This window comes from Peribacillus acanthi, assembly GCF_003073175.1.
GTDB lineage: Bacteria > Bacillota > Bacilli > Bacillales > DSM-1321 > Bacillus_BN > Bacillus_BN acanthi.
This window is the reverse complement of sequence record NZ_QBBX01000003.1, coordinates 202,669-222,545: the sequence shown is the minus strand read 5'-3', so window position 1 is coordinate 222,545 and position 19,877 is coordinate 202,669. Positions and strand designations below refer to the sequence as shown.

General features: G+C 39.4%; 22 protein-coding genes. 2 read left to right on the top strand and 20 right to left on the bottom strand.

The window, feature by feature from the left end:
* The first annotated feature begins 47 nt into the window (after positions 1–47).
* Positions 48–254 carry a helix-turn-helix transcriptional regulator gene (locus DBX25_RS04410; RefSeq protein ID WP_108669563.1) on the top strand — a complete coding sequence of 69 codons (207 nt, stop codon included), beginning with the start codon at positions 48–50 and terminating at the stop codon, positions 252–254.
* An 11-nt stretch (positions 255–265) separates the two neighbouring features.
* On the opposite strand, the gene DBX25_RS04405 is transcribed toward DBX25_RS04410, so the two are convergent.
* From DBX25_RS04405 to DBX25_RS04350, 13 genes are all read right to left on the bottom strand, one after another.
* Entirely contained in the window at positions 266–859 is a 594-nt protein-coding gene (locus tag DBX25_RS04405; protein WP_108669562.1) for a peptidoglycan recognition protein family protein, read from the bottom strand.
* Positions 840–1,217, bottom strand: coding sequence for a phage holin family protein (locus DBX25_RS04400; protein ID WP_420812908.1), 378 nt, complete (start codon positions 1,215–1,217; stop codon positions 840–842). The genes DBX25_RS04405 and DBX25_RS04400 overlap by 20 nt, the downstream gene beginning before the upstream one ends.
* A 31-nt stretch (positions 1,218–1,248) precedes the next feature.
* Positions 1,249–1,491: a hypothetical protein gene (locus DBX25_RS04395; RefSeq protein WP_108669560.1), complete on the bottom strand. Its 243-nt coding sequence runs from the start codon at positions 1,489–1,491 to the stop codon at positions 1,249–1,251.
* Positions 1,492–1,495: 4 nt separating this feature from the next.
* Positions 1,496–5,392: an LPD38 domain-containing protein gene (locus tag DBX25_RS04390; protein WP_108669559.1), complete on the bottom strand. Its 3,897-nt coding sequence runs from the start codon at positions 5,390–5,392 to the stop codon at positions 1,496–1,498.
* A 112-nt stretch (positions 5,393–5,504) separates the two neighbouring features.
* A complete protein-coding gene (locus DBX25_RS04385) occupies positions 5,505–7,940 on the bottom strand; it encodes an aggregation-promoting factor C-terminal-like domain-containing protein (protein WP_108669558.1) in 2,436 nt (811 codons plus the stop codon).
* 62 nt (positions 7,941–8,002) lie between these two features.
* Complete coding sequence (locus DBX25_RS20795; RefSeq protein ID WP_170110116.1) at positions 8,003–8,140, bottom strand: hypothetical protein; 138 nt, start codon at positions 8,138–8,140, stop codon at positions 8,003–8,005.
* A gap of 11 nt (positions 8,141–8,151) precedes the next feature.
* Positions 8,152–8,331 carry a hypothetical protein gene (locus tag DBX25_RS04380; protein WP_108669557.1) on the bottom strand — a complete coding sequence of 60 codons (180 nt, stop codon included), beginning with the start codon at positions 8,329–8,331 and terminating at the stop codon, positions 8,152–8,154.
* Position 8,332: 1 nt separating this feature from the next.
* Positions 8,333–8,839, bottom strand: coding sequence for a hypothetical protein (locus DBX25_RS04375; protein ID WP_108669556.1), 507 nt, complete (start codon positions 8,837–8,839; stop codon positions 8,333–8,335).
* Positions 8,840–8,842: 3 nt separating this feature from the next.
* The gene (locus DBX25_RS04370; protein WP_108669555.1) at positions 8,843–9,163 is read right to left on the bottom strand and encodes a hypothetical protein; all 321 of its coding nucleotides are present in this window, start codon (positions 9,161–9,163) and stop codon (positions 8,843–8,845) included.
* 1 nt (position 9,164) lies between these two features.
* A complete protein-coding gene (locus DBX25_RS04365; protein ID WP_108669554.1) occupies positions 9,165–9,659 on the bottom strand; it encodes a hypothetical protein in 495 nt (164 codons plus the stop codon).
* A 12-nt stretch (positions 9,660–9,671) separates the two neighbouring features.
* Entirely contained in the window at positions 9,672–11,186 is a 1,515-nt protein-coding gene (locus DBX25_RS04360; protein ID WP_108669553.1) for a hypothetical protein, read from the bottom strand.
* 9 nt (positions 11,187–11,195) lie between these two features.
* A complete protein-coding gene (locus tag DBX25_RS04355) occupies positions 11,196–11,753 on the bottom strand; it encodes a phage adaptor protein (protein ID WP_108669552.1) in 558 nt (185 codons plus the stop codon).
* A gap of 33 nt (positions 11,754–11,786) precedes the next feature.
* On the bottom strand, positions 11,787–12,065 hold the full coding sequence (locus tag DBX25_RS04350; protein WP_108669551.1) for a hypothetical protein: 279 nt from the start codon (positions 12,063–12,065) through the stop codon (positions 11,787–11,789).
* Positions 12,066–12,289: 224 nt separating this feature from the next.
* Between DBX25_RS04350 and DBX25_RS04345 the strand changes: the two genes are divergently transcribed.
* The gene (locus DBX25_RS04345; protein ID WP_108669550.1) at positions 12,290–13,207 is read left to right on the top strand and encodes a hypothetical protein; all 918 of its coding nucleotides are present in this window, start codon (positions 12,290–12,292) and stop codon (positions 13,205–13,207) included.
* 191 nt (positions 13,208–13,398) lie between these two features.
* On the opposite strand, the gene DBX25_RS04340 is transcribed toward DBX25_RS04345, so the two are convergent.
* The 7 genes from DBX25_RS04340 to DBX25_RS04305 all read right to left on the bottom strand — a co-directional run bounded on the left by DBX25_RS04340 (position 13,399) and on the right by DBX25_RS04305 (position 19,795).
* Positions 13,399–14,274 (bottom strand): N4-gp56 family major capsid protein, encoded by an 876-nt coding sequence (locus DBX25_RS04340; RefSeq protein WP_108669549.1) that lies wholly within the window; start codon positions 14,272–14,274, stop codon positions 13,399–13,401.
* A 13-nt stretch (positions 14,275–14,287) separates the two neighbouring features.
* A complete protein-coding gene (locus tag DBX25_RS04335; RefSeq protein ID WP_157950883.1) occupies positions 14,288–15,112 on the bottom strand; it encodes a P-loop NTPase family protein in 825 nt (274 codons plus the stop codon).
* A 77-nt stretch (positions 15,113–15,189) separates the two neighbouring features.
* Positions 15,190–15,636 carry a Gp49 family protein gene (locus DBX25_RS21145; RefSeq protein ID WP_108669546.1) on the bottom strand — a complete coding sequence of 149 codons (447 nt, stop codon included), beginning with the start codon at positions 15,634–15,636 and terminating at the stop codon, positions 15,190–15,192.
* Between the two features lie 27 nt (positions 15,637–15,663).
* Positions 15,664–15,957 (bottom strand): hypothetical protein, encoded by a 294-nt coding sequence (locus DBX25_RS04320; RefSeq protein ID WP_108669545.1) that lies wholly within the window; start codon positions 15,955–15,957, stop codon positions 15,664–15,666.
* Between the two features lie 28 nt (positions 15,958–15,985).
* Positions 15,986–17,704 (bottom strand): portal protein, encoded by a 1,719-nt coding sequence (locus tag DBX25_RS04315; protein WP_157950881.1) that lies wholly within the window; start codon positions 17,702–17,704, stop codon positions 15,986–15,988.
* A gap of 10 nt (positions 17,705–17,714) precedes the next feature.
* Positions 17,715–19,388 carry a terminase large subunit gene (locus DBX25_RS04310; protein WP_108669543.1) on the bottom strand — a complete coding sequence of 558 codons (1,674 nt, stop codon included), beginning with the start codon at positions 19,386–19,388 and terminating at the stop codon, positions 17,715–17,717.
* Positions 19,385–19,795, bottom strand: a complete 411-nt coding sequence (locus DBX25_RS04305) for a transposase (RefSeq protein WP_108669542.1) — start codon at positions 19,793–19,795, stop codon at positions 19,385–19,387. Before DBX25_RS04305 ends, DBX25_RS04310 begins: the two co-directional genes overlap by 4 nt.
* Between the last annotated feature and the right edge of the window lie 82 nt (positions 19,796–19,877).

The window sequence follows — 19,877 nt, the reverse complement described above, 5'->3', positions numbered from 1 at the left end:
AGGAATTCGGACAGTAAGTGTGGAAAGTATTAATCAAGGTGATAAACATGAAGTCTAATATAGGGAAAATGATTAAGGGATCTCCTTTTAAAAGGGAATACATACAAAAAGAATTGAACGTTTCAAGGAATACGTTATCGAATTGGTGTACAGGGAAAACACACCCTTCTGCACCGGAATTATTTAAGTTAGCTGAATTATTAGGGTGTAAAGTCGATGATCTATATGAAACAGAAAAAAACCCTCCAAATTAGGAGGGCATTTCTTATTCTTCTCTAATATAAATGGTCCAGCCATACTTTTGTTTTAGCTCTACAGCCATTTTCTCGGCTGTTTCTTTATCGCTGAAGGTTCCTGTGAATAAGCGATACTTCTTTTCTACTGTGGCTGTTTTGACTTTAGGATTGATGACCTCTAAGGCAGCATTGCGAACATCTTCTAATTTAAAGTTTTTACCTGGGCATGAGGTTTTCGCTAAGTCTTTATGTCTGATCACATCATTTAGGGTTAAACCGTAATCTTTCACAAGTTGAGAAATGAGCCATCCACCGGCTTGAATTTGTTCGGCTGTCATTTCTTGCTCGTCAAAGTTTCCTTGGAAGCAGATGCCTAATGTGTGGTCATTATGGCCAGAACAATGAGCACCTATGTTTTTCCCTCTACCCTCAATGATTCGCCCATCAAAGGTAATGAAATAGTTATACCCTATCCCATTCCATCGCTTCGTGTTTTTGTGGTATTCGTGGATATCCTCTATCCCCCATGTTTTGTGTGCAGGATGATGTAGGACTAGCTTGTCCACTTTCTTGATTGGAGTGAGAGGTTCACGAAAGGATAAGTTACTCTTTTCGATTTTCATCTTTTTCCTCCTCCTGAATGACCTGTAGTTTATCTGTGATGATTTTAGGCACTTTAATGCCGATTTGAGCAGCGTTTTCCGTGATGGATAGTATTTCATTTACAAGGTAAAAAATCACGGTGGATAAGGCGATAGCACCGTTTAATTGCAAGATAACATCCACGATATTGGCTGCAATGATAATCCCAAACACGGCAATCTTCCGAACATAGCCGAAGTACGCATTTCGACTTCTTAGTTTCTTTTCTTTCCATGCCTTGATGACACCTGTGAAGATATCAATCGCCATCGCCAGGAGTAATAAGTCTAAGAATTTTACGTTTCCGAATAGGTAGCTGTGTACAATTTGTAAATCCATTTTCATTCCCCCAAATAAAAAAGCCAACCCATTAAGAGTCGGCTTTCCTGTCTTTTGATTCTAAATAAGTTGCTTTGATTGTTCTTACGATCCATCTTATAAACCAATACATCCAAATGAACCCAACAATTACAAAGCCTATAAGGATAATTGGAACGATAACGTAATAATGAACATAATCGAAGACGATTAATGCTCCAATTATTACTATCAATCCCACAATCATCAAAAACCCATCACTAAAAAGGTTTCCAATCCCTTTAATTAACTTCATAAAGTCACTCTCCGGTTGATAACATGTTCACACTTCTTGCCATTTCGGTAATTTGTTCGTTTAAATCCTTGATTAGTTGTGCTTTGGTTTCACCATCTAACGTTGTGCTGTTTAAAATGTCTTTTTTCTCTTTCTGAAGATCACTAATAGCTTTGTACGTTTTCTCTACAACAGCTTTTTCACCAGCAAGTTGGAATTGTTCTCCTTGCGTCTTTTTCATACTTCTTAGCTTTTCGAATCTTTCATAGAAATCGTTAGTAGGTTTGTTATTCCCTTCAAGATTTCTAACAACTAATGAACGTATGAAAGGAGTAGTCTGATTCCCTCTATCTGGTCTTTCAGGGATATTAGGATTCAATCTACCTATAAGGGCATCAATCCCCTCATTAACTGATGTTCCTAAAGTGCCTGTATACCCTCTCACTAACTGATCAATGTCTTTAGGTGAGATTTCTGTATTAGGATTAACCCTAGAATAAAGGTCGGCTGTTTTAATGGCAAATTGAGAATTATAAGCGTTGTAACGATCTTTAGCCGGAAGCATTTCATCAGCCATCGAATCAATAGCATTCCCTGTAAAGAAATTCTTGTTGGTATACACTTCTAACAATGGCTTAACAGCAGTAGGAATTAATTCAGGAACAAATGTCTTTGCTACCTCTTCGATAAATCCGTCAAATTCACCACCCTCATTGTTGTAAAATTTATCAAGACCTCTCTCTACACTTGCACCAAATAAGATACCCGCTTCAAATGGTTTAGGGAGTTTAATGATTTCTTCTCCAGTATTAATAAACCAGTTTTTATCTCGTTCTTCTTCGGGTAAATCTTTAAACCATTGTTGATCTTTGTTCACATGATACAATGCTACTGTTGGAGCGACAACATATAAACCTAAGTTTCTTGCTGTTTTTACAGGTTGGTCTTTGAATGAGCGAGCCAATACATCCAAACCTTGTAAAGATGCATTAAAAAACGCTGTCATTTGGTTGATTTGTCTACCCCACGCACCCGCTCTGTTAAAATCCATCGTAGAACGAGCATCGTAAGCAGCTTGTTCCATTGTTTCACCTTTTTTAACTGCTCTTTTCATGTGACCAATACGAGTCATCATTTCCGAAAATTCCCCAACTTTTCGCAATGGTTCTAGTAATAAAGAAGGATCTTTAGCTAACTTCTTTAACTTCTCCATCACAGGTACATTTCCCTTTAATTCACGGATGGTTTTTAAAGTGTTAGCTCGGTCAATATTGTGTAATACGCTTATATTCCCTCCGTTACGAGTATATGCGTTAATTAACTCACTATTGCCTTTCCTACCCTTTATTATTTCAGAAGCCCCTAAAACAGCATCGTAAAACGGTATATAGCCCTTTTGAGAAGTAACACCGGTTGTTAATTGATCACGAAGGAAGTTTCTAAGAGCAAAGTCTGGGGATAAGGTGATTCCAGCTCTTAACATTCGAACAGGCATATTAATAATATTCATCCACGCAGGAAGAGCTTTGGTATCCAATGCCATCATGCTATCGAATAACATTTTGTCTTTGACCTGGATTTTATATTTATTCCCATTTTCATAGACATAAATAATATTGTTATCCCCTTCTTTTGCACGGAACAACTCATTAATCTTTTCAGGGATCTCATTATCTGTTGCATTGGCGATATTATCCGCATCTTTCATTACTTTGAGAGCTGCGTTTTCTTCCATTTCGATAATATTCCCGAATATATTATCTTCCGGCATATCTCGTAAGTGATTTAATACTGCCATCCCTGCCTTATTTCGTTCAGCCATGTTGTTATAAACGTATTGACGTTTAACCGTTGTTTCAAATGGTGAAATGATTTGACGTTCACTGCCTGTACGTTTTTTGACAGGGTTTCCTACATTAGCGAAGCGTTTTCTTAATCCTTCTTTGCCAGGAGTGAAGTTTTCAATCCCTTCATCCATGACACGTTCCATTGGAACATAATTAGGGTTATTTTCTTCCATTTGTTTGATTTGAGCATCGTTAAATATCCCACCTTCTTTTAGGATATTTCGTTGATTTTTCAAATAAGCATAGAATTCCTCTGCTTCTTGAACAATGTTAGGGTTTTCTAACTCCATTTGTTTAGTGGCAACATTGGATAATTCTAATTGGTTTAATCCATCTGTTTTTAAAGCGACCATACCCCTAGCGTCATAATCTAATATCCCTTTTGCCACTAGATAGGTTTCTAGTTTGTCAGGATCTTTAGACTGTTGAAGGATATCGGTAAAGCTATTACCTACCTTTACGCCATTGGCATCAAAGAATCCACGTTCTAACTCCTGTTGAGCCTTTGCACTGGCACCCCTTGAACGGTGAGCTGTAGCAATCGCACTGTCTGAATCACGAACATTTTTCCCTTTCGCTTTATCCAATCGAGCCAATCCATAAACATCATCAAACATATTATAGTAGGTTCGATCTCCAAACCCCTTCACACGTTGTCCGATTGATAATTTAGGCGTAGGTTTTACTTCACGACTGATTAGATTGTCAATGTGTTGCACACTGTCATAACCCTTCGGTACAGGCTTAGCGTTTGCGTTAGCGACTTTTATTAATGGTGGCTCACCATTTGCTAAGGATTCAATAGGTTCATAATCTCTGCCTACTCTTAATCGGTTTAAAGAAGGTTGAGGGTTAGGTGTAATTGGTTCTGATAATCGAGTAGCCGCCACTTCTGGCTCTGGTTTTGGTTTAGATATACTCATCATTCGATTATAGAAATCATCAGTCATGTTGCTTGGTTGAGTAGGATTAGACTTAGGTTTAAGTTTGTTTAAAGCACTTTCGCTCGGCTTACCTGTGTAAGTAGGAACATCCCCTTTAGCCAACTTCCCCCACTGCTTAGAAGCCACACTTCCTAATCCATGTAACAAAGGATCTGCGACTGCTCCAGCCCCTACACCGATTCCAACATGAGCAGCGTTTTGTTTCCAATTGTAATCGTCTGGATTTAACCCTTCACGAATCCCCACTTCAGCAGCACCCATAGCACCACCGACAATGGCACCTTCTTTACCGATCTGAGCGAGTTTGGATAATCCTTTTGTGCCTTGTTTGGCTCCTAATCCGACTGCTTTAACTCCTTTGACTGCACCAATACCCGGAATGATATACCCTAAACCAGAGGAAATCATATCCTTTCCTCCACCCTCGCCTATCTTACGTTCAGAGGTATAGGAAGGAGTACGGTCATTCACCTTTTTATCAAGGTTGCTCATGATTCCTAAAGTGGTAGAATCTACAAAACGATTGGCTCCACGACTCACTTCTTTGGCAGTATTGGAACGTTCCCCTTTTAAATAGGTATTCACCGCATCTTTGGCACTGATTTTATCAAAAGGATTGAAGAAATCCTCTGCCGCTTTCGCTGCTCTACCTATTTCAGATTTTTTCAGCTTGTCTAAAAAGCCAGGGGATTTCTTTTTCTCCTGTTCCTTTTCCTTCGCCTTATTCGCTTGTCGCTTCGATTCAGCCATTGCATATTCAGGTGTCTTTTTCCCCGCTTCAATCTTCTTACGTTCTTTCATCTGATTCTCACGAGTTGGTAAATGACCGCCACGACCTTGTGCATGGACTTTCTCTTGTTGTTTCGTGATTTCCCCTCTAGCCTTTAATTTGGCTTCAAAGGTTTTCTTGCTTGTTCCGTATAGAGCTTCTTCTTCCGCAAGTTTCTTTGCTTCTTTTTCTGCTTTCTCAATGGCTTTCTTGCGGACTTTGTATTCTTCCTTTGCAATTTCCGCATCTGCCTTTGTTTTACCTATACTACGAGCAGAAGAAAGGCCAGAGTCATACGCTCCGGCACCAAATCTTTGGTCAAAGGTTTTCTTGTATTTATCTTTATCAAATTTGGAAGGCAAAATATTCACCGCCTTTTTAAATTAAAAAGAGAAGTAGAATAAACTACTTCCCTCATACATCGTTTAATTTCGCTTTTTCTCCACGATATTTTATGGCAGCATCATTGGGAAATCAATACCAATGATTAGCATCCCAAAAGGCAAGAGCTTTATCTGGAGTTTTATATTTATCTTTGACATACTGTGCCATCATCACTAACTGATGAACAGGATTGTCATAATCTAAACCTGTCTTTTTCTCATATGCGGCACGAGTATCTTTAATGAATTGTCCATATCCGTAGGCTGTACTTTTCGGATTATCCGCTTTTGGATTCCATGAGGATTCACGACCTACTAATTCAGTAAGAGAAGTAGCCCATGATGAAGGAACACCTAGTTTAATCGCTTCATTCAAATGAGTTTGATAGGTTTTGAACGATGAACTTTTTCCTGATTGACCTGTGGTTTTGTAGTTGTTCTTGTACCCACCACCTTCCCCTACCCCATTAAAACCCGATTTGTAGTAGTCTAATTCGGCTTGGCTTTGACCTTTGGCTAACTCGCCTTGGTATTCAAGAGCGAATAAATCCCATGCTTTATCTTCGCCATACTTTTTAATCGTCCAATCCATTTGTGCTTTATCAGAAGCTGACATATTGTTGAATGTAATCTTTCTCCATTCCACATCTTTCGCTCGGTCATATCTTGAAGCATCGTACTCTCGTTTTCTCCAGTAATCGTCAATTGCGTCACGATTAGATTGATAATCACGTTTGTATTTGGTTTCATCTGCGTATCTCGCATCATCAATGGCATCACGCCCTGTTTGATAGTCCCACTCTTTGTTTCTCCATTGATCGTTTATTGAATCTCTATTCTTTCCATATTCGAACTCTGATTGCCATCTTCCATCCATCACACCGTCTCTGCCTTTTTGGTAGTCGAAATTACGTCCATCTGTAAATACGGACCAATCAAATTGTTTGTTTCTGAAATCTACGTCTTGTTGACGTTCTAACACCGCTTGGGCTAGTTGAGAAATCTTGGCAGCACGTTCGGCTTCCATATCGGCTAAGTTGCCTTGTGTCGCTATGGCAATCTTATTCAGTTGGTCAGCAGCTAATCCACTGTGAGATAATCCACGAGCTGAAGCGACCTGTGAAGCATCCAATTCATTCTGATACTTCTGCCCTTTTAACGCTTCGACTGCACGTTGATAGAGTGGGTCTACTTGGCCTTGAACTTGTTTCAATGCATCTTGATAAGAGAATCCACCAGAAGGTGAGCTTGTAGGGAATCCTCCGCTTGATGGTGCGGTTCCAGTTCCTCCTGTTGGCGCATTTCCTGTAGGTGTTCCTGTACCTCCACCGCTTTGAGGTGCATTGGCAGTTTGGTATTGACCTCCACCTTGGGCATAGTTCATCAATGCTGCAAGATACGGATCGTTAATGTTACGAGCTGCAGCTAATGCATCCCCTTGTAAAAATTGTTCCTGTGCATCCAACACCCTCATGCCTAACTCTGGATTGTCTTGGAATACAGGGTTGTCGTACCACATACGAGGTTGTTCATATCCATTGGTCCATACATTCGGATTGTTGTAGTTAGAATTCATCCAAGAATCGCTTGCTTGTGGGATTCCGTAGTTATTACTTTGGCCCACACCATTCATGCCTACAATGTATGGGATTCCACCAGAAGCTCCTACCGGTGCATTGTTAAAGTCTGTCACCCATTCTTTTAATCGGTTTTCCCAACTTGCTTTTTCCTGTGGTGTTTTCGCTTCTTTAATGGCATCCATAGTGGATTCAATATACTGTTTGTAATAATCTTTATTCTTAACAGCATTTCCATCAGCCCCTGTGTTGTAATGCATAGGAGCCTGTTTTGCTTGGAAATTATCGTATCCTTGCCAGTTGCCTGTTTTTAATGCATCTAGGATGGAGCCTTGACGTTGATTATTCACATCATACAAAGGATTGATGGATCGTAATTCCTGTTCATCATTCACATATCGATGAATATCTGAACCTGGGTCTTTTACCCATGTATGATAATTCGATACAGGGTTATCCGCTTTAGGTGCTAGATTAGGCGGTGTCCATGTTGACGGGTTTTGCGTTCCGTTCGATTTTTGAGGAATAACATAATCCTTCCCTGTAAGGTTTTTATAGTGACTCAATTGATGCGTTAAATCCATCCCTGAGTTGACACGATTCTGAATAACGGATTCTGTACGATTAATTTCCTCATTCCTATCTGTGTACCCTTTTGGCTGACCTGCATTACCGAACCCTACGCCATATCCATATCCTGCTGAAGCATTCGCTTGCTTAGGTTGAGAAGTTGGTGTTGGTTGTGATACCACAGGCTTTGTATAGGTAGGTGCCTTATACGTTGGTGTGCTTGGCGGAGTCACCACAGGTTTAGTCGTTACAGGCTTGGGCGCTGCTTTAGCGTATTGGTCATACAACGCTTGTTTTTCAGGAGTGGTTGAATCCATTTTTTCTCCTGCTTTGGCTTTTCGAATTACTTCGTTTCGGATAAAGTCATTCATTGTGGCCATATATTCACCCCTTTATATAAAAAAAGAGTGAGGAATCATCCCTCACCCTTAATAAATTTATGTTAGACCGCTTGTGGAGTGGCTAAAATCGTAACAGCTTCCTCTTGGGTAATGTACCCCTTTGCTAAAGCGTTTTGAACATAAGTTTCGTCTTTTCCCATGATCCATTGATTTAAAATAAAATTGTATAGTCTACTCATGGTAGTACCTCCTATAAACCTAGTAAAATATTGGTTGCTTCTTCTAATGCTGTTAGACGGTCTTCTAATGAAGGGGATTTTAAAATCTCCTCAAAAATTGGAGGATTCATTTTAACTACTTTTTCAATAGTTCCATTATCATATTCAGTAATAATATAGTTCCCTTCTTCTGTTTGTCTTTTAATAGACATATTAGACCTCCAATCTGTAAACTATAGCCGTATCTATAGCTTGGTCAGCACCTACCCATAAATTGGTGTATTCAATTCTCAAAGATTGATTAAAAATAAGTGGACACGGAATAGAATACACATCAGCAGACATATTGACAGCCGCAATCATAGGGAGGTCAACTTTTTTAATATTTTGTTGTCTATAATCCGTCCCAAGAAAACTAGGGACTCCGCTAGTCCATGTAGAAGCAGAATAAGTAGATTTTACAAACGTTTCATCAACTAACCCTATAACTGGTTGGTTAAGAATGGTGCGAGAATGATAAACAGAAACTCCGTCAATTATGATATTTATTCTTTGTTCAGAAGTGTGCCCCGCTAAACGAAAAATAACTTGGTCTAATGCTCCCTTGCCTACCACATCAAGAATTATAGTTGGGGTACTTGCTATAGTATTAACAGTCCCCACTTTACTCTTAGGTAAATACTTAGGAATTCCACCACCTGAAGGTTTACTCAACCCCATTCGCTACACCCCCAACACTCGGACATTACCTGTTCCTGCTGTCCGTTTAAATTTTATGACTGTAGCCTTTTTATTAAAGTCGGATAAGGTTTCTCCGCCCTTTAAAGTAATAACCCCATTCAGGCCACTCCCACTATCTGCGGTAGTCCCTGTATTAAAGGCTATGATTAAATCATTGGTCGGATCGTCATTACTGATATATTTAAAATTGGTTACTTGAAAAGGTAGAGTAATAACGACTTCCGCAGTTCCAATACTTTGATTATAATGACAATGATTGTCGAAGCTCGGATAACCCAAATACATTTTGTCTCCGATTGCCATCTTATAAGACCTCCTCTATAAACAACTTGCCGTTTTCTATCCCAAACTTGAATTTTGCATTTGTTACAGTGTCGGTGATTTTTTGTGGATCAAAAGCTAATTTCGTACTTGTAATCGAACCATCAGGAATCTGTCCCAGTACCGTCTGATTGATTTTGTCGTTTAATGATTCCAACGTGACTTGAACATTTGCCGAAGATATCCCTGTAATTGGATTAGTTCCAATTTCACTAGCCCCACCACTACCTTTTAATTGGTTGATTTCATTGCCTTTTGTTGTTATTTGGTCTTGTAAGTTTTTTAAATCGTTATTGCTGACATGTTTATCTCTGGTTGAGTCAGAAGATGTTGGGTCAACTCCTTTAGCCTTGTGATTGACTACATCCGCATCTAAAACATTGTGACCATTGACTAGGTTGTTGAGCTCATCATCCATCTGTTGAGCAGGAGCCTTTTGTCCATCTTGAAAATCATACTGTCTTTGTAATTGAGCCACGTTATCACCCCTTTATGGCTTTTTCAATTTATATTGAAGCGCAAACCCATATAACATAAATGGTTCATCGAGTTTGTCATTAGTAAAAATTAATTGTAGATGTTTACCTCGTAATTGGATGCGTAACTCATTCTGTACGACTTCCTTATAACCCCAATGCATTTGACCCCACACTGCTTCGCCCCATATAAAGGATTGATCCGTAGATACATCGACTATATCCCGAATGAGGTAATCAATTTGAGCTTTCACATTGAAGGTGGAGGATTTCACGTCATACTGTTGCGCTACCGTCCAAAGCTTTTTGAATTTCTTATCCTGGACATCGTAATCAAAGTCAAAATTCTTTGTCATCATCTTGAACTCAATTGGAACTCCATCATCATTGAAGATGGTTTCATCAAATTGATAGACATATCCACTGTTTGAGCCAAAAAATAAAACCCCATCTCGATTCAAGAAGGAGTTTGCTTTGATATTCGTCCAGACTGTCCATCCATCCAATAACGTGTCATAAACAAGCGTTGTGCCATCTGGAAAGGATAAATAGTATCTATCTTTAAAGAATGTACCGACAGCTTTCTCTTTATCTGCTCTCGATATCTTTTTGAGTGTGTTTTCTACATTCTCACTCACTACCTTCGCAGATATAAAGTTTTTATCAGTCGCATACATCCTGTAAACATGGTCATCAGAAAGATAAAACAGGTCATTTCCTACAATTTGTACGCTATTAGGAGCAATACACCCTGTAGGCACGTTGATTTGGTACATCTCATAGTCCGTAATCGCCCGGCCATCACCGTATAGTATCCAAATAGACCGTTTGCATAATACGACTAAGGCATCCCTAAACACTTCTAATTGCATAATTTCATCATTATCCGTAGTGGCAAAGTCAATAAAGAAGGTAGCAGGGAAATAGTTATAGGTCGCATATCCAATTTTTGGGTCATGATGACAGAAACTTAAACGATTCTTTACGTCTGGATGAGCTGCAGCAAAGATACGGTCTTTCTTGATAGCCAACGCTCTAAATTTCGTTAGGTTAGCCAAATCATTTAAACCAGGATCAGTTTGTTGTTCAGTAGTTGCAGTATGAGGTGTTACTTCCGATATATTTGTACCGTCATAGGCCTTCAATTTGCCACCGTCAGCGATTAAGACTATATCCTTCACATCTTTATCCTTGTAACTGATAATCTGCGTGTTATCGCTTGATAAGGCGGTAATCACGTTAAATGGAATAGCTGTCAGAGTGCCTGCAGTATCCTTATACAGCTTCTTATCCGATACAGATAGAAACTCTTTTGTTCCATCCTTCTTATGAAGCGTATACATATTGTTGATAGGCTTTGGTAACAGATTAGAATACTTCTTATACCCAAACCTCTTAGAGACATATCCACGTCCTATGATGGCATTCTTCGCTTCTACGAGTGCATTGTTTTCGATGATGTTCGGAGCATCCTTATCATTCTGCCCTTTTGAGAAATCTCGTAAGGTAAAGAGATATTTTTTCGCCATCTATCTCACCTACCAGTACACATCTTGGATTTGATAAATCTCACCTGTTTGGCTGAAGGTGATGAACTGCTCACGCCTTGCGTAATACTCATTCATGGCAATGGCTTGCATGGATTCCTCTTCATCTTGATACTTCGCTTTAGCGACTGCATACAAGACTAATAGATCGTGATACTCGCTTGGAATGACAGGTTCATCATCTGGATTGACTAAACGTGGCAACTTGGCATGATAATAGAGCGTTAATTCTCCTGCTTCTTTTGGTACAGGTTGAAGAATCAACGTATTGCCCCATTTCTTATAGCCTCTGTTGTAGGTGTCATCCATCGGCAAGAGTGCCAATTCACGCTTTATTCCTTCATCAAACAAGTGTTCAAGGTTTCGAAAGTCAGAGGGTAACTCATAATTTTTCTGGTCAATGACGGTTTGAATCGTGGCTATCTTCTTATGCTTGGCATACGGTGTTAAATCGTCAATCGCTCGATTCAACCAACCAGTTATATCTGCATTGGATAATGTATCATCGATGTCTTTGCTTACTTCTTGGATCAACTGTGAGAGCTTCATCTACTCACCCCCTAAATAAAAAAAGAGCAGGAACTATATAAGCCCTGCTTGTTCTAAAATATCAGCTACCGTTTCAGGTACTTCTACCGTTTTACCTAATTGAATTTGATAGATATAGCCATTAACTTGTACAGGATGGAAAGGCCATTCTACATTTTTTCCAGCCTTTTCTTGTGCTTCTAGCTTTTGTTTCATTTCAGCACTCAACGGTAACTTGATACGCACTTTTGGTTGTGCCGCTAACAATTTCCCTGTTTCATCTGTGATTTTATCCATTTCACCATCGTTTAAAATTGCTTTTTCTTTTGCCATGTTCATTCATCCTTTCAATTTTTAATCATAATAAAAAGGAGGGAGATTGCTCTCCCCCCTCACTCATTAACCGGAAACTGTATGCTCGATACGAACGCAAGCTAGTTCTTCAAGGCGTACCACTGTGAATAGTGCTTTCCACCTGCTGTTACTTGATAACCTAATGTGATATAATAGAACCATACAATCAATTTGCAACTAAATTGTAGAAAAGGAGTGATTGTATGAAGAAACCCACTAAAGAACAATTGATGGAAGATGTATTATCCGATTTAAGTTGGCAACAAATTGCCGAGAAATACGGATATACAGACAGCAGATTCTTACGGAAATGGGCAAAAATTTGGGATTTGCCACCAAGACGTAAGTTTATCAAACCATCCAAAGAGCAATTAGTAGATTTAATCTTTAACCAAAAGTTAAACATTAATCAAATAGCTCAATCACTCGGATATTCCGAAGGAGGTTGGTCTAATGTATATGCCTACTGTAGAGAATATGGTATTGAATTTGATCTGCGCCCTAATGCCGAATTAAGAGAAATTCCATTTACCAAAGAACAACAATCTATTATTATCGGAACTTTATTAGGCGATGGATATTTACGCCCTAATAGAAGTGGTACATGTTGTCTAGTAATGGGGCACGGAGAAAAGCAATATGATTATTTATTATGGAAAAAAGAAAAGTTTGGTCATTTCATTATTTCCGACAAACCTTATCATGCAAAAAAAGAATCGGTTCATAATCATGCTCCGTTTTTTACTATCAACACCGTTACCCATCCTTATTTAACCGAATTGAGAACAAAGTTTTATCCGAATGAGATTAAAACAATTTCCGAAGAATGGTTAAAACAAGTCGATGAATTAGCATTAGCTGTTTGGTTTATGGATGACGGTTCTCTTAACAAGAGATATGGAACAATGACTTTTTGTACAAACGGTTTTACTTACAACGAACACATTCTTATGAAAGATTGGTTTCAAGACCGTTGGGGTTTATCTACTGCCATTGACCATATTAAAAGCAGAAATCAATTCAACATCAGACTACATCGTTCATCATCTAGGAGACTAAGAGAAATTATTTCCCCATACGTTCCAAGTTCTATGAAATATAAAGTGGTTTTCAAACATTAGGCGGGCAGATCATTTCTGTCTGCCTCTCCCGTTTCATGATTCGATTATTGCGGGAGGTCGGACTATCGCATCTACTGAATTTCAGTAGCCCATTCATTTAGTCTCTCAGGCTGCACGGTTTCCCTGCTTGCCCCCTGTTATCCTTCTCAGGAACTCCAAGTCAATTAGAACGGGTTTTACTCGGGCTGGATTTAAGCAGCTAGGGTGTAACCCGAGGTCGCAATTTGGTCTAATGGATCGGCTGTTCCTGCTGAACCATGTGGCTTGATAATGTTTTGTACGGAACCAGAACTTGCAATATCGACCATTCCATAGAAGTCTTTACCGAATACAAGTGTAGCGTATACATCTACCCCTGCAGCTCCTGCGCCTGTAAACTTCTTAGCAAAGGATGTTTCGATGAAACGAACGCCATATAAACGCCCCACTTCACCATCAAAGATTTGTTTTCCGCCAGCATACTTGGACACTTCTTCCCATTTCGTATCGGATTGAAGGTCATATACTGCACCTGGCTCTACGATAGCGACATAATCGCCACCCTCTAAAGGTTTCACATTCGCACGCTTTAGTGTACGTTTTGCTTTGCGGATTTCAGCAACTGTTAGGTTATCCCCTGCTGCAACTGTCACACGAGAAACACGACCATTCGCATATTGGACTGAAGTGCCCGCTACCAGGATATCACGAGCAATGATATCTAATGTTTGTGCTGCTTGCTCTCCTAATAGGTCCGATGTTTCATCTAAGACTGGATCAATAGCAGTAAGGTCTAGTACGTCAGAAACTTCGACATAATCACCATATTGATTGACTGTACCTGTCTTTTGAGTCATGTTCAACGCATTCCCTGCTGGCTTAACCCCTTCAGTCAATGGTGTAGTCGCAGGCGTTAAAGCTGTGAATTGACGGAAATTAATAGTCTTACCACCATTCTTAGGTAGTGGTCGTTTTTGAGCAAATTTCAAGTGAAATAGTTCCGGTAATAATCGAGAAAGTAATTTTTTATCATAATACGTTTGCATAGTTGGCGATAAGCCAGCTGTTCCAGTAGTGTGTACTGCCATAGTGTATCATCTCCTAAAATGTGATTCTTTCCCCTCGCTGAACACGAGTAGAAAGCTCTTCAATTTCTTTTAAACTCATGTTAGATGGATCAAAGTTGATATTAGAGGGTTGTCCATTGCCTGCAAGTACTTGCTTTTCTCCCCTACCCGTAACCCTTGCTAATACCTCTTGTTCCTTTTGCTTGCCTAGATTGTTAAAGCGATCTTCATAGCTTACGAGCTTGTAAGCATCTTCTAATTTGTAACCATTTTGAATGGCTAACTCGAATATTTGCGGTTCGTATTGAGAGAAATCTTCATACTTCGTACGCAAGTCATTGACTTCTCTTTCTACTTGGCTCGCAATTTCACGCTGTTTATATGTTTGTAGTTCTTGTTCTAATGACGATAGTTTTTGGTTGAAAGGCTGAAGCTTTTCTTCGTAAAACTCCTTTTCAACTCCAAATTCTTGTGCTTGTCGAGCAATTTCTTCCTGCCTTTTGACTTTAGCAGTAGCTTGAAAGAGATCTTCAACACTTTGATAGCCTGTAAGAGAAGCGATTTCTTGCAATCGTTGCTCATATTCGGTAGCACGTTGTTGCACTTTATCGTAATTCAAGCCCTTTTGAATGTAAGAAGGTGCTTCATCACGCTTAATACGAACATTTTCTTTGTTGTATTTCACTTCAAAGAAATCATCATCCTCTGGTGGGGATGGGTCAATTGGTTCTACAGGCTCAATAGGGTCTGTTGGTGGTTCGATTGGGTCAGACGGTTCAATTGGCTCTGGTGGTAATTCCTCACTAAAAAACTGTAAATCTAACTTTAATAGATCGCTATGGTTGGCGAGTGATTTCATTCTTAAAACTCCTTTCAGCTATGGTAGGCTGATAAATTGGTATAAAAATAGGCTAAGGAAGTCTCATCCCTAGCCCGTTAATTAATTCCTTTATTGGCAGTTTGGAGTAAAAACCCTAACAACTCCCAAATTTTATTTTTGATACGGTTTAAACAAATTTCTGCGCCCATCTTCTCACAATAGTTAGCAGGATCTACACAAGACGATGACTCAACAATTTCAAAACCATTAACAAGTGTAGCTCTTACGACTGTAGTTTTTTCTCCAAGAGTATTAACACTAACTTCTTTAATGAATGAATCAACGTTTTGTTGAGTGATAGAATTGTTATCCCCAATTTGCATATATGAAGTTTCAAATACCTCATTTGGCGACCAACTTACATAACCGTCTGGATAAAGAATTTTATATCCTTCTTTCATAGGATCTTCATCACTCGGAATTTTCCATCCTCGAAAAGTGTTATAGTCGCCTAAACTCATAGGCTCAGCTTGAATTAATTTAAATCCGATATATTTTTTCATTTTACTTTCCCTCCAAAAATCCTATTATTATTCACCATTTAATCGATAAAGTATTTCTGACAAACAGGAATCCAGAACGGATAAGACATAGCTTGTATCATTAATTGTAGAATCTAAATTCAGGCTCGGGCTAGGTTCGCAACAATCGGATCCCTCCGTTTTACGAACACTATATAATTCACCGAAAATCTTTTCCGCTTTGTCTAGAACTTTTTGAGCGTTTCTGTGAAGTTGTTCAACTCTCACAATTAAAGGTTTGCTTTCTCCTGCCTCTATTGGGCAATTCATTGGTGTGGGTACCCCTATTCCTTTTTGCAACATATCCTTTTCCTCCTCATAATAAAAAGACCTATTGTTGAGGTCCTAAAATTGTTTGTAATATTTGTTCCTCGCTCATTCCCTGTTGTAGCATGAGTTGTACTTCATGTTGAATCTCTGGAGGTGCTTGTTGCATGATCATATCCAAATTCATTGGCGGTTGTGGTGGCATCATTGGCGGTTGCTCCATAGGCATAGGTGCGCCCATTGGCGGAGCTCCCATCGGTTGACCTGGTGGCGGTTGTTGTTGCGCCATACCTTCTTGTTCACGTAACCTCGCCACGATTCTATCCTTATTCGGCAACCCTTCTTGCATCTCTACGTATTCAGATGGTAGCAAGATTCCTTTATCAAATAGTTCTGAACCTAGTTGAGCAATATAAGCCTTACTTGTAGGGGTAGATGCACCAGCAGAAACCTTCACATCAAAATCTACTTCTGCAAACTCAATGGCGTTGAACTCTTTAAATTCAAATGTTCCATCTTCATCCATGACACGAATGTAACGGGTTTCGGTGTAGTTCTCTTTGATTAGTTCAATCATGAGCTCATACACATCTTTCACGGATTGATACAGGTTACGAGCAATTCCCTTAATCGGAATAGAGCCTTGTTCCTGTAATAGTTGTATAGCAGTAGCAGCAGTCACCCCATTAGGTGTTTCTCCTGTCATACTGTCATATACGCCCCCTATACGTTCAATGAACGTTTGTAGAAGGTCTGCTAATTTATATAAATCATTACTTAATGGTGGTGGCGTAACAATATGAACTGCATCCTTTGCATTTTTAGCATAAGAAACAATACCTGGCTTATTCTGCCACTGCTTTGCATTTAGACCGCTTGATGGGTCTATTAATGTGATTGGATTAGCATGTAACAATGCGTTGGTTGTCGGCAACTCCATTAACTTATTCAATAGCTTCTGATTCGCTATGATGTTCTTAGGCTCCCCAATGCCCCAAATGGATTTGCGATTCTTCTTCGCTACAAATGGTACAAATGGATATCTACCATGCTTGTAAACTTCTTTGATATCCTTCAGAATCTTACCGCCTGCAGCATACATAACATTGATCTTGTCTTTATCCTTGTACCAATATTCATAGAACATAACGGAATCTTTACGAGAGTTATTAGTTGGCCTGTCGTATAGCTCGGTTTCAAATGCTTGGTCAGGGTCGACCTTCGTATTGAACTTCTTTTCAATCCATGAAATCGTTTTAGGTACCGCATAGATCATGTAACGCTGTTCCTCTACGCAAGTAGCTTGAGGATCGGTAAAAATATTACTCGGATCTGGAACACTGACAGCTATATCCCCAACAAATAGATTCCCCTTCTCTTGGCTCCCACCTGTAATGCTGTTATCCCAATACACCTTAAACCATCCAGTACCGAACAATAACCCTGTTCTTACTACTTGGTCGACTTTATCATCCAAGTCCACACGTTCAGCCACTACATCCGTTACCTGTGTGAATATCTTCGCTGCTTCTTCATCATCTTGGGCAGTCGGTAAGATTAATCCACTCGGCCTTTGGTTCGTAAGCTGTGGCGCTTTCTGGTCTACAATGTACGACACATAGTTGACAACGGGATCTGGTCGCCAAGATGGACGTTCCTTATTCCAATGCTTTGCTAAATAAAAATCGTCATACTCCCTCATTTCCTCCCTTAATGGTGCTAATGCTGAAAGGGATTCTCGAAAGTGCATGACGATTCGTTTATATTGGTCTTTTTCTGCCAATGGTTTCACCTCACAAGTCATTCCAATTGATTGTAGTATCTATATCATCCTGTAAAGCAAATGGAAGGTGTTTATCTTTGTTAGGGGTAAAGGTGGTATTCTCGAAATACTCATAATACTCCCCAACATAATTAGACATCACAAATAGAGCAATAGCTGAAGCCATTACTAAATCATCATGACACCCTTCCTGTGCGTTCGTACCCCCATCATCTTCTCGAATATAGGTGATACACTCGCTTATTAGGTCTTTATCTTTGGTTTCAATCAAGCTTTCTCTGATCATCCTTGCCATGTTATCAATGATTAATGGCTTGGTTTTACGATTGGTTAAGAATCCAAGCTCTTTAGTCGTCTTATCGCTTGTTTCGTCATATCGTTCCATTTGGAATACATTCGGATAGTTAAGATTCTTTAGCTTATTAATCGTAGTGAATCCGTGATTATTCTTTTCTGGTGCGATTAAGGCTGTATTGTAGTAGTAACCTAGTTTAGATAGTTCATCACCGAATAAGTCAGGATCAATATGTCCATGCCATTTCGCTACTTGTTTATAGGTTTTAATATCCCATACCGTAGCAGTCGAATAGTCACCATTAACCTTACCTTCTGATGTATCGGCACCAATGACATACCATCTGTTCGGCTGTGGTTGCTCCCATATTTCTAAATACCCTTTATCATCCGGTACCCATTTCTTATGCTCGATGTATCCTCTTTCACCTGGTACAGCTTTCGCATACCATTTATGGAGAGTTTGCACATCAAAGCGTGGTCTACCGGAAGTAAGGAACGCTTCTTCATCATGAGAAGGATATTCTTGTTTGAATTTCTCGACATCACCACCACAGTTATTACGGATGGCCCATCTTCTCCAAACAATTTGTTCATCTTTTAAATGATAAAGCTCTTTTAATTCTTGTTCTTCATCCGTTAGTGTGAATCCACTCGGCACTTCCATTTGATATTCATCGTGTTCATACCACGCAAAAAAGAGAGGAATGAAGTCATTCTCCCCTCGCTTGGCTTTCTGCCACATATCGTAGAAGTAACCACCTACCCCATTCGCTGTACTTTCAATAATAGCCATCGTATTTGGTGTGTTCGGTACTGCTTGCATAAGACCTAACATAACGGTGTCCGCATTATCCCAGAAAGCTACCTCTGATGCGTGAAGGTTATGAATCGTAGATGAACGCCCTGCATCCAAGTTCTTTGCAGTATCAATCTTAATCTTACTTCTTAATCCTGGATTGGTTTGTTTCTCGTTTAGATCAGGAGTAGGATTCTCAAAGATTAATTCCTTTGCATTAGAAGCCTTCTTCATCGGTCTTAGTGGTAAAGGCAATTCTTCATAAAATAGCTTAGACATAGAAAAAAGGTTTGTAGAAGCTTCTTCCTTGTGAGCAATAATAAAACTGTTGGTTAGTTTAGTTGTAGCTGTCTTGTGGAATATCCGTCCCTCTGTTAGAGTAGAAAATCCCATCTGACGAGCTTTCAATATGATAATACGGACAGGTTTACCCATCGCTTGAAGCTCATTGATTTTATCATTCAACCGTTTTTGAGAAGAGTTGAGTTTGAACTTGACTAAATCCCCTCGTTTAGTACGAATCTTCAACAGGGATTCCATGTACTTTTGTGAGTCTTTTAAGATGGCTTTAATCTTATCTATCGCACTCATAGGTCATCTAACAACTTTTCATAAGAGATAGAGCCACTGTGTTCAATACTCTGCTTATCTCTCCATTCAGAAGGTTTACGATTCTTTAACCAGAATATTTGAGCAGTCGTGTCCGGGTGGACTTCTTTAACCACTCGTCTAGTCTCTACCCCTTCTTCATATATTACCTCTTCATATGAATACCCTAGAGCTCGTTTAAGCAATGCATTCTCTACTTGGCGGTCTATTACCTCTTTACCTTTTTTTAAGGCGTTTGATATGTCAGAATACTTCTTCTTCCAATCATACAAGGTAGGTCGCTGTATGCCGATGTTATGAGCTATCTGTTCATCTGTAAGACCATCTCTCGCCCAACCTTCAATAAGCAGTAACCCTTCATCGGTTAGCCACTCTTCATACTTAGCCATTTACACCACCCTCTTACATTCTCTTTGATTCGATTTCATTCCAGTATTCCAGTTCTTCTGTCACACTCACAGGCTCATACTT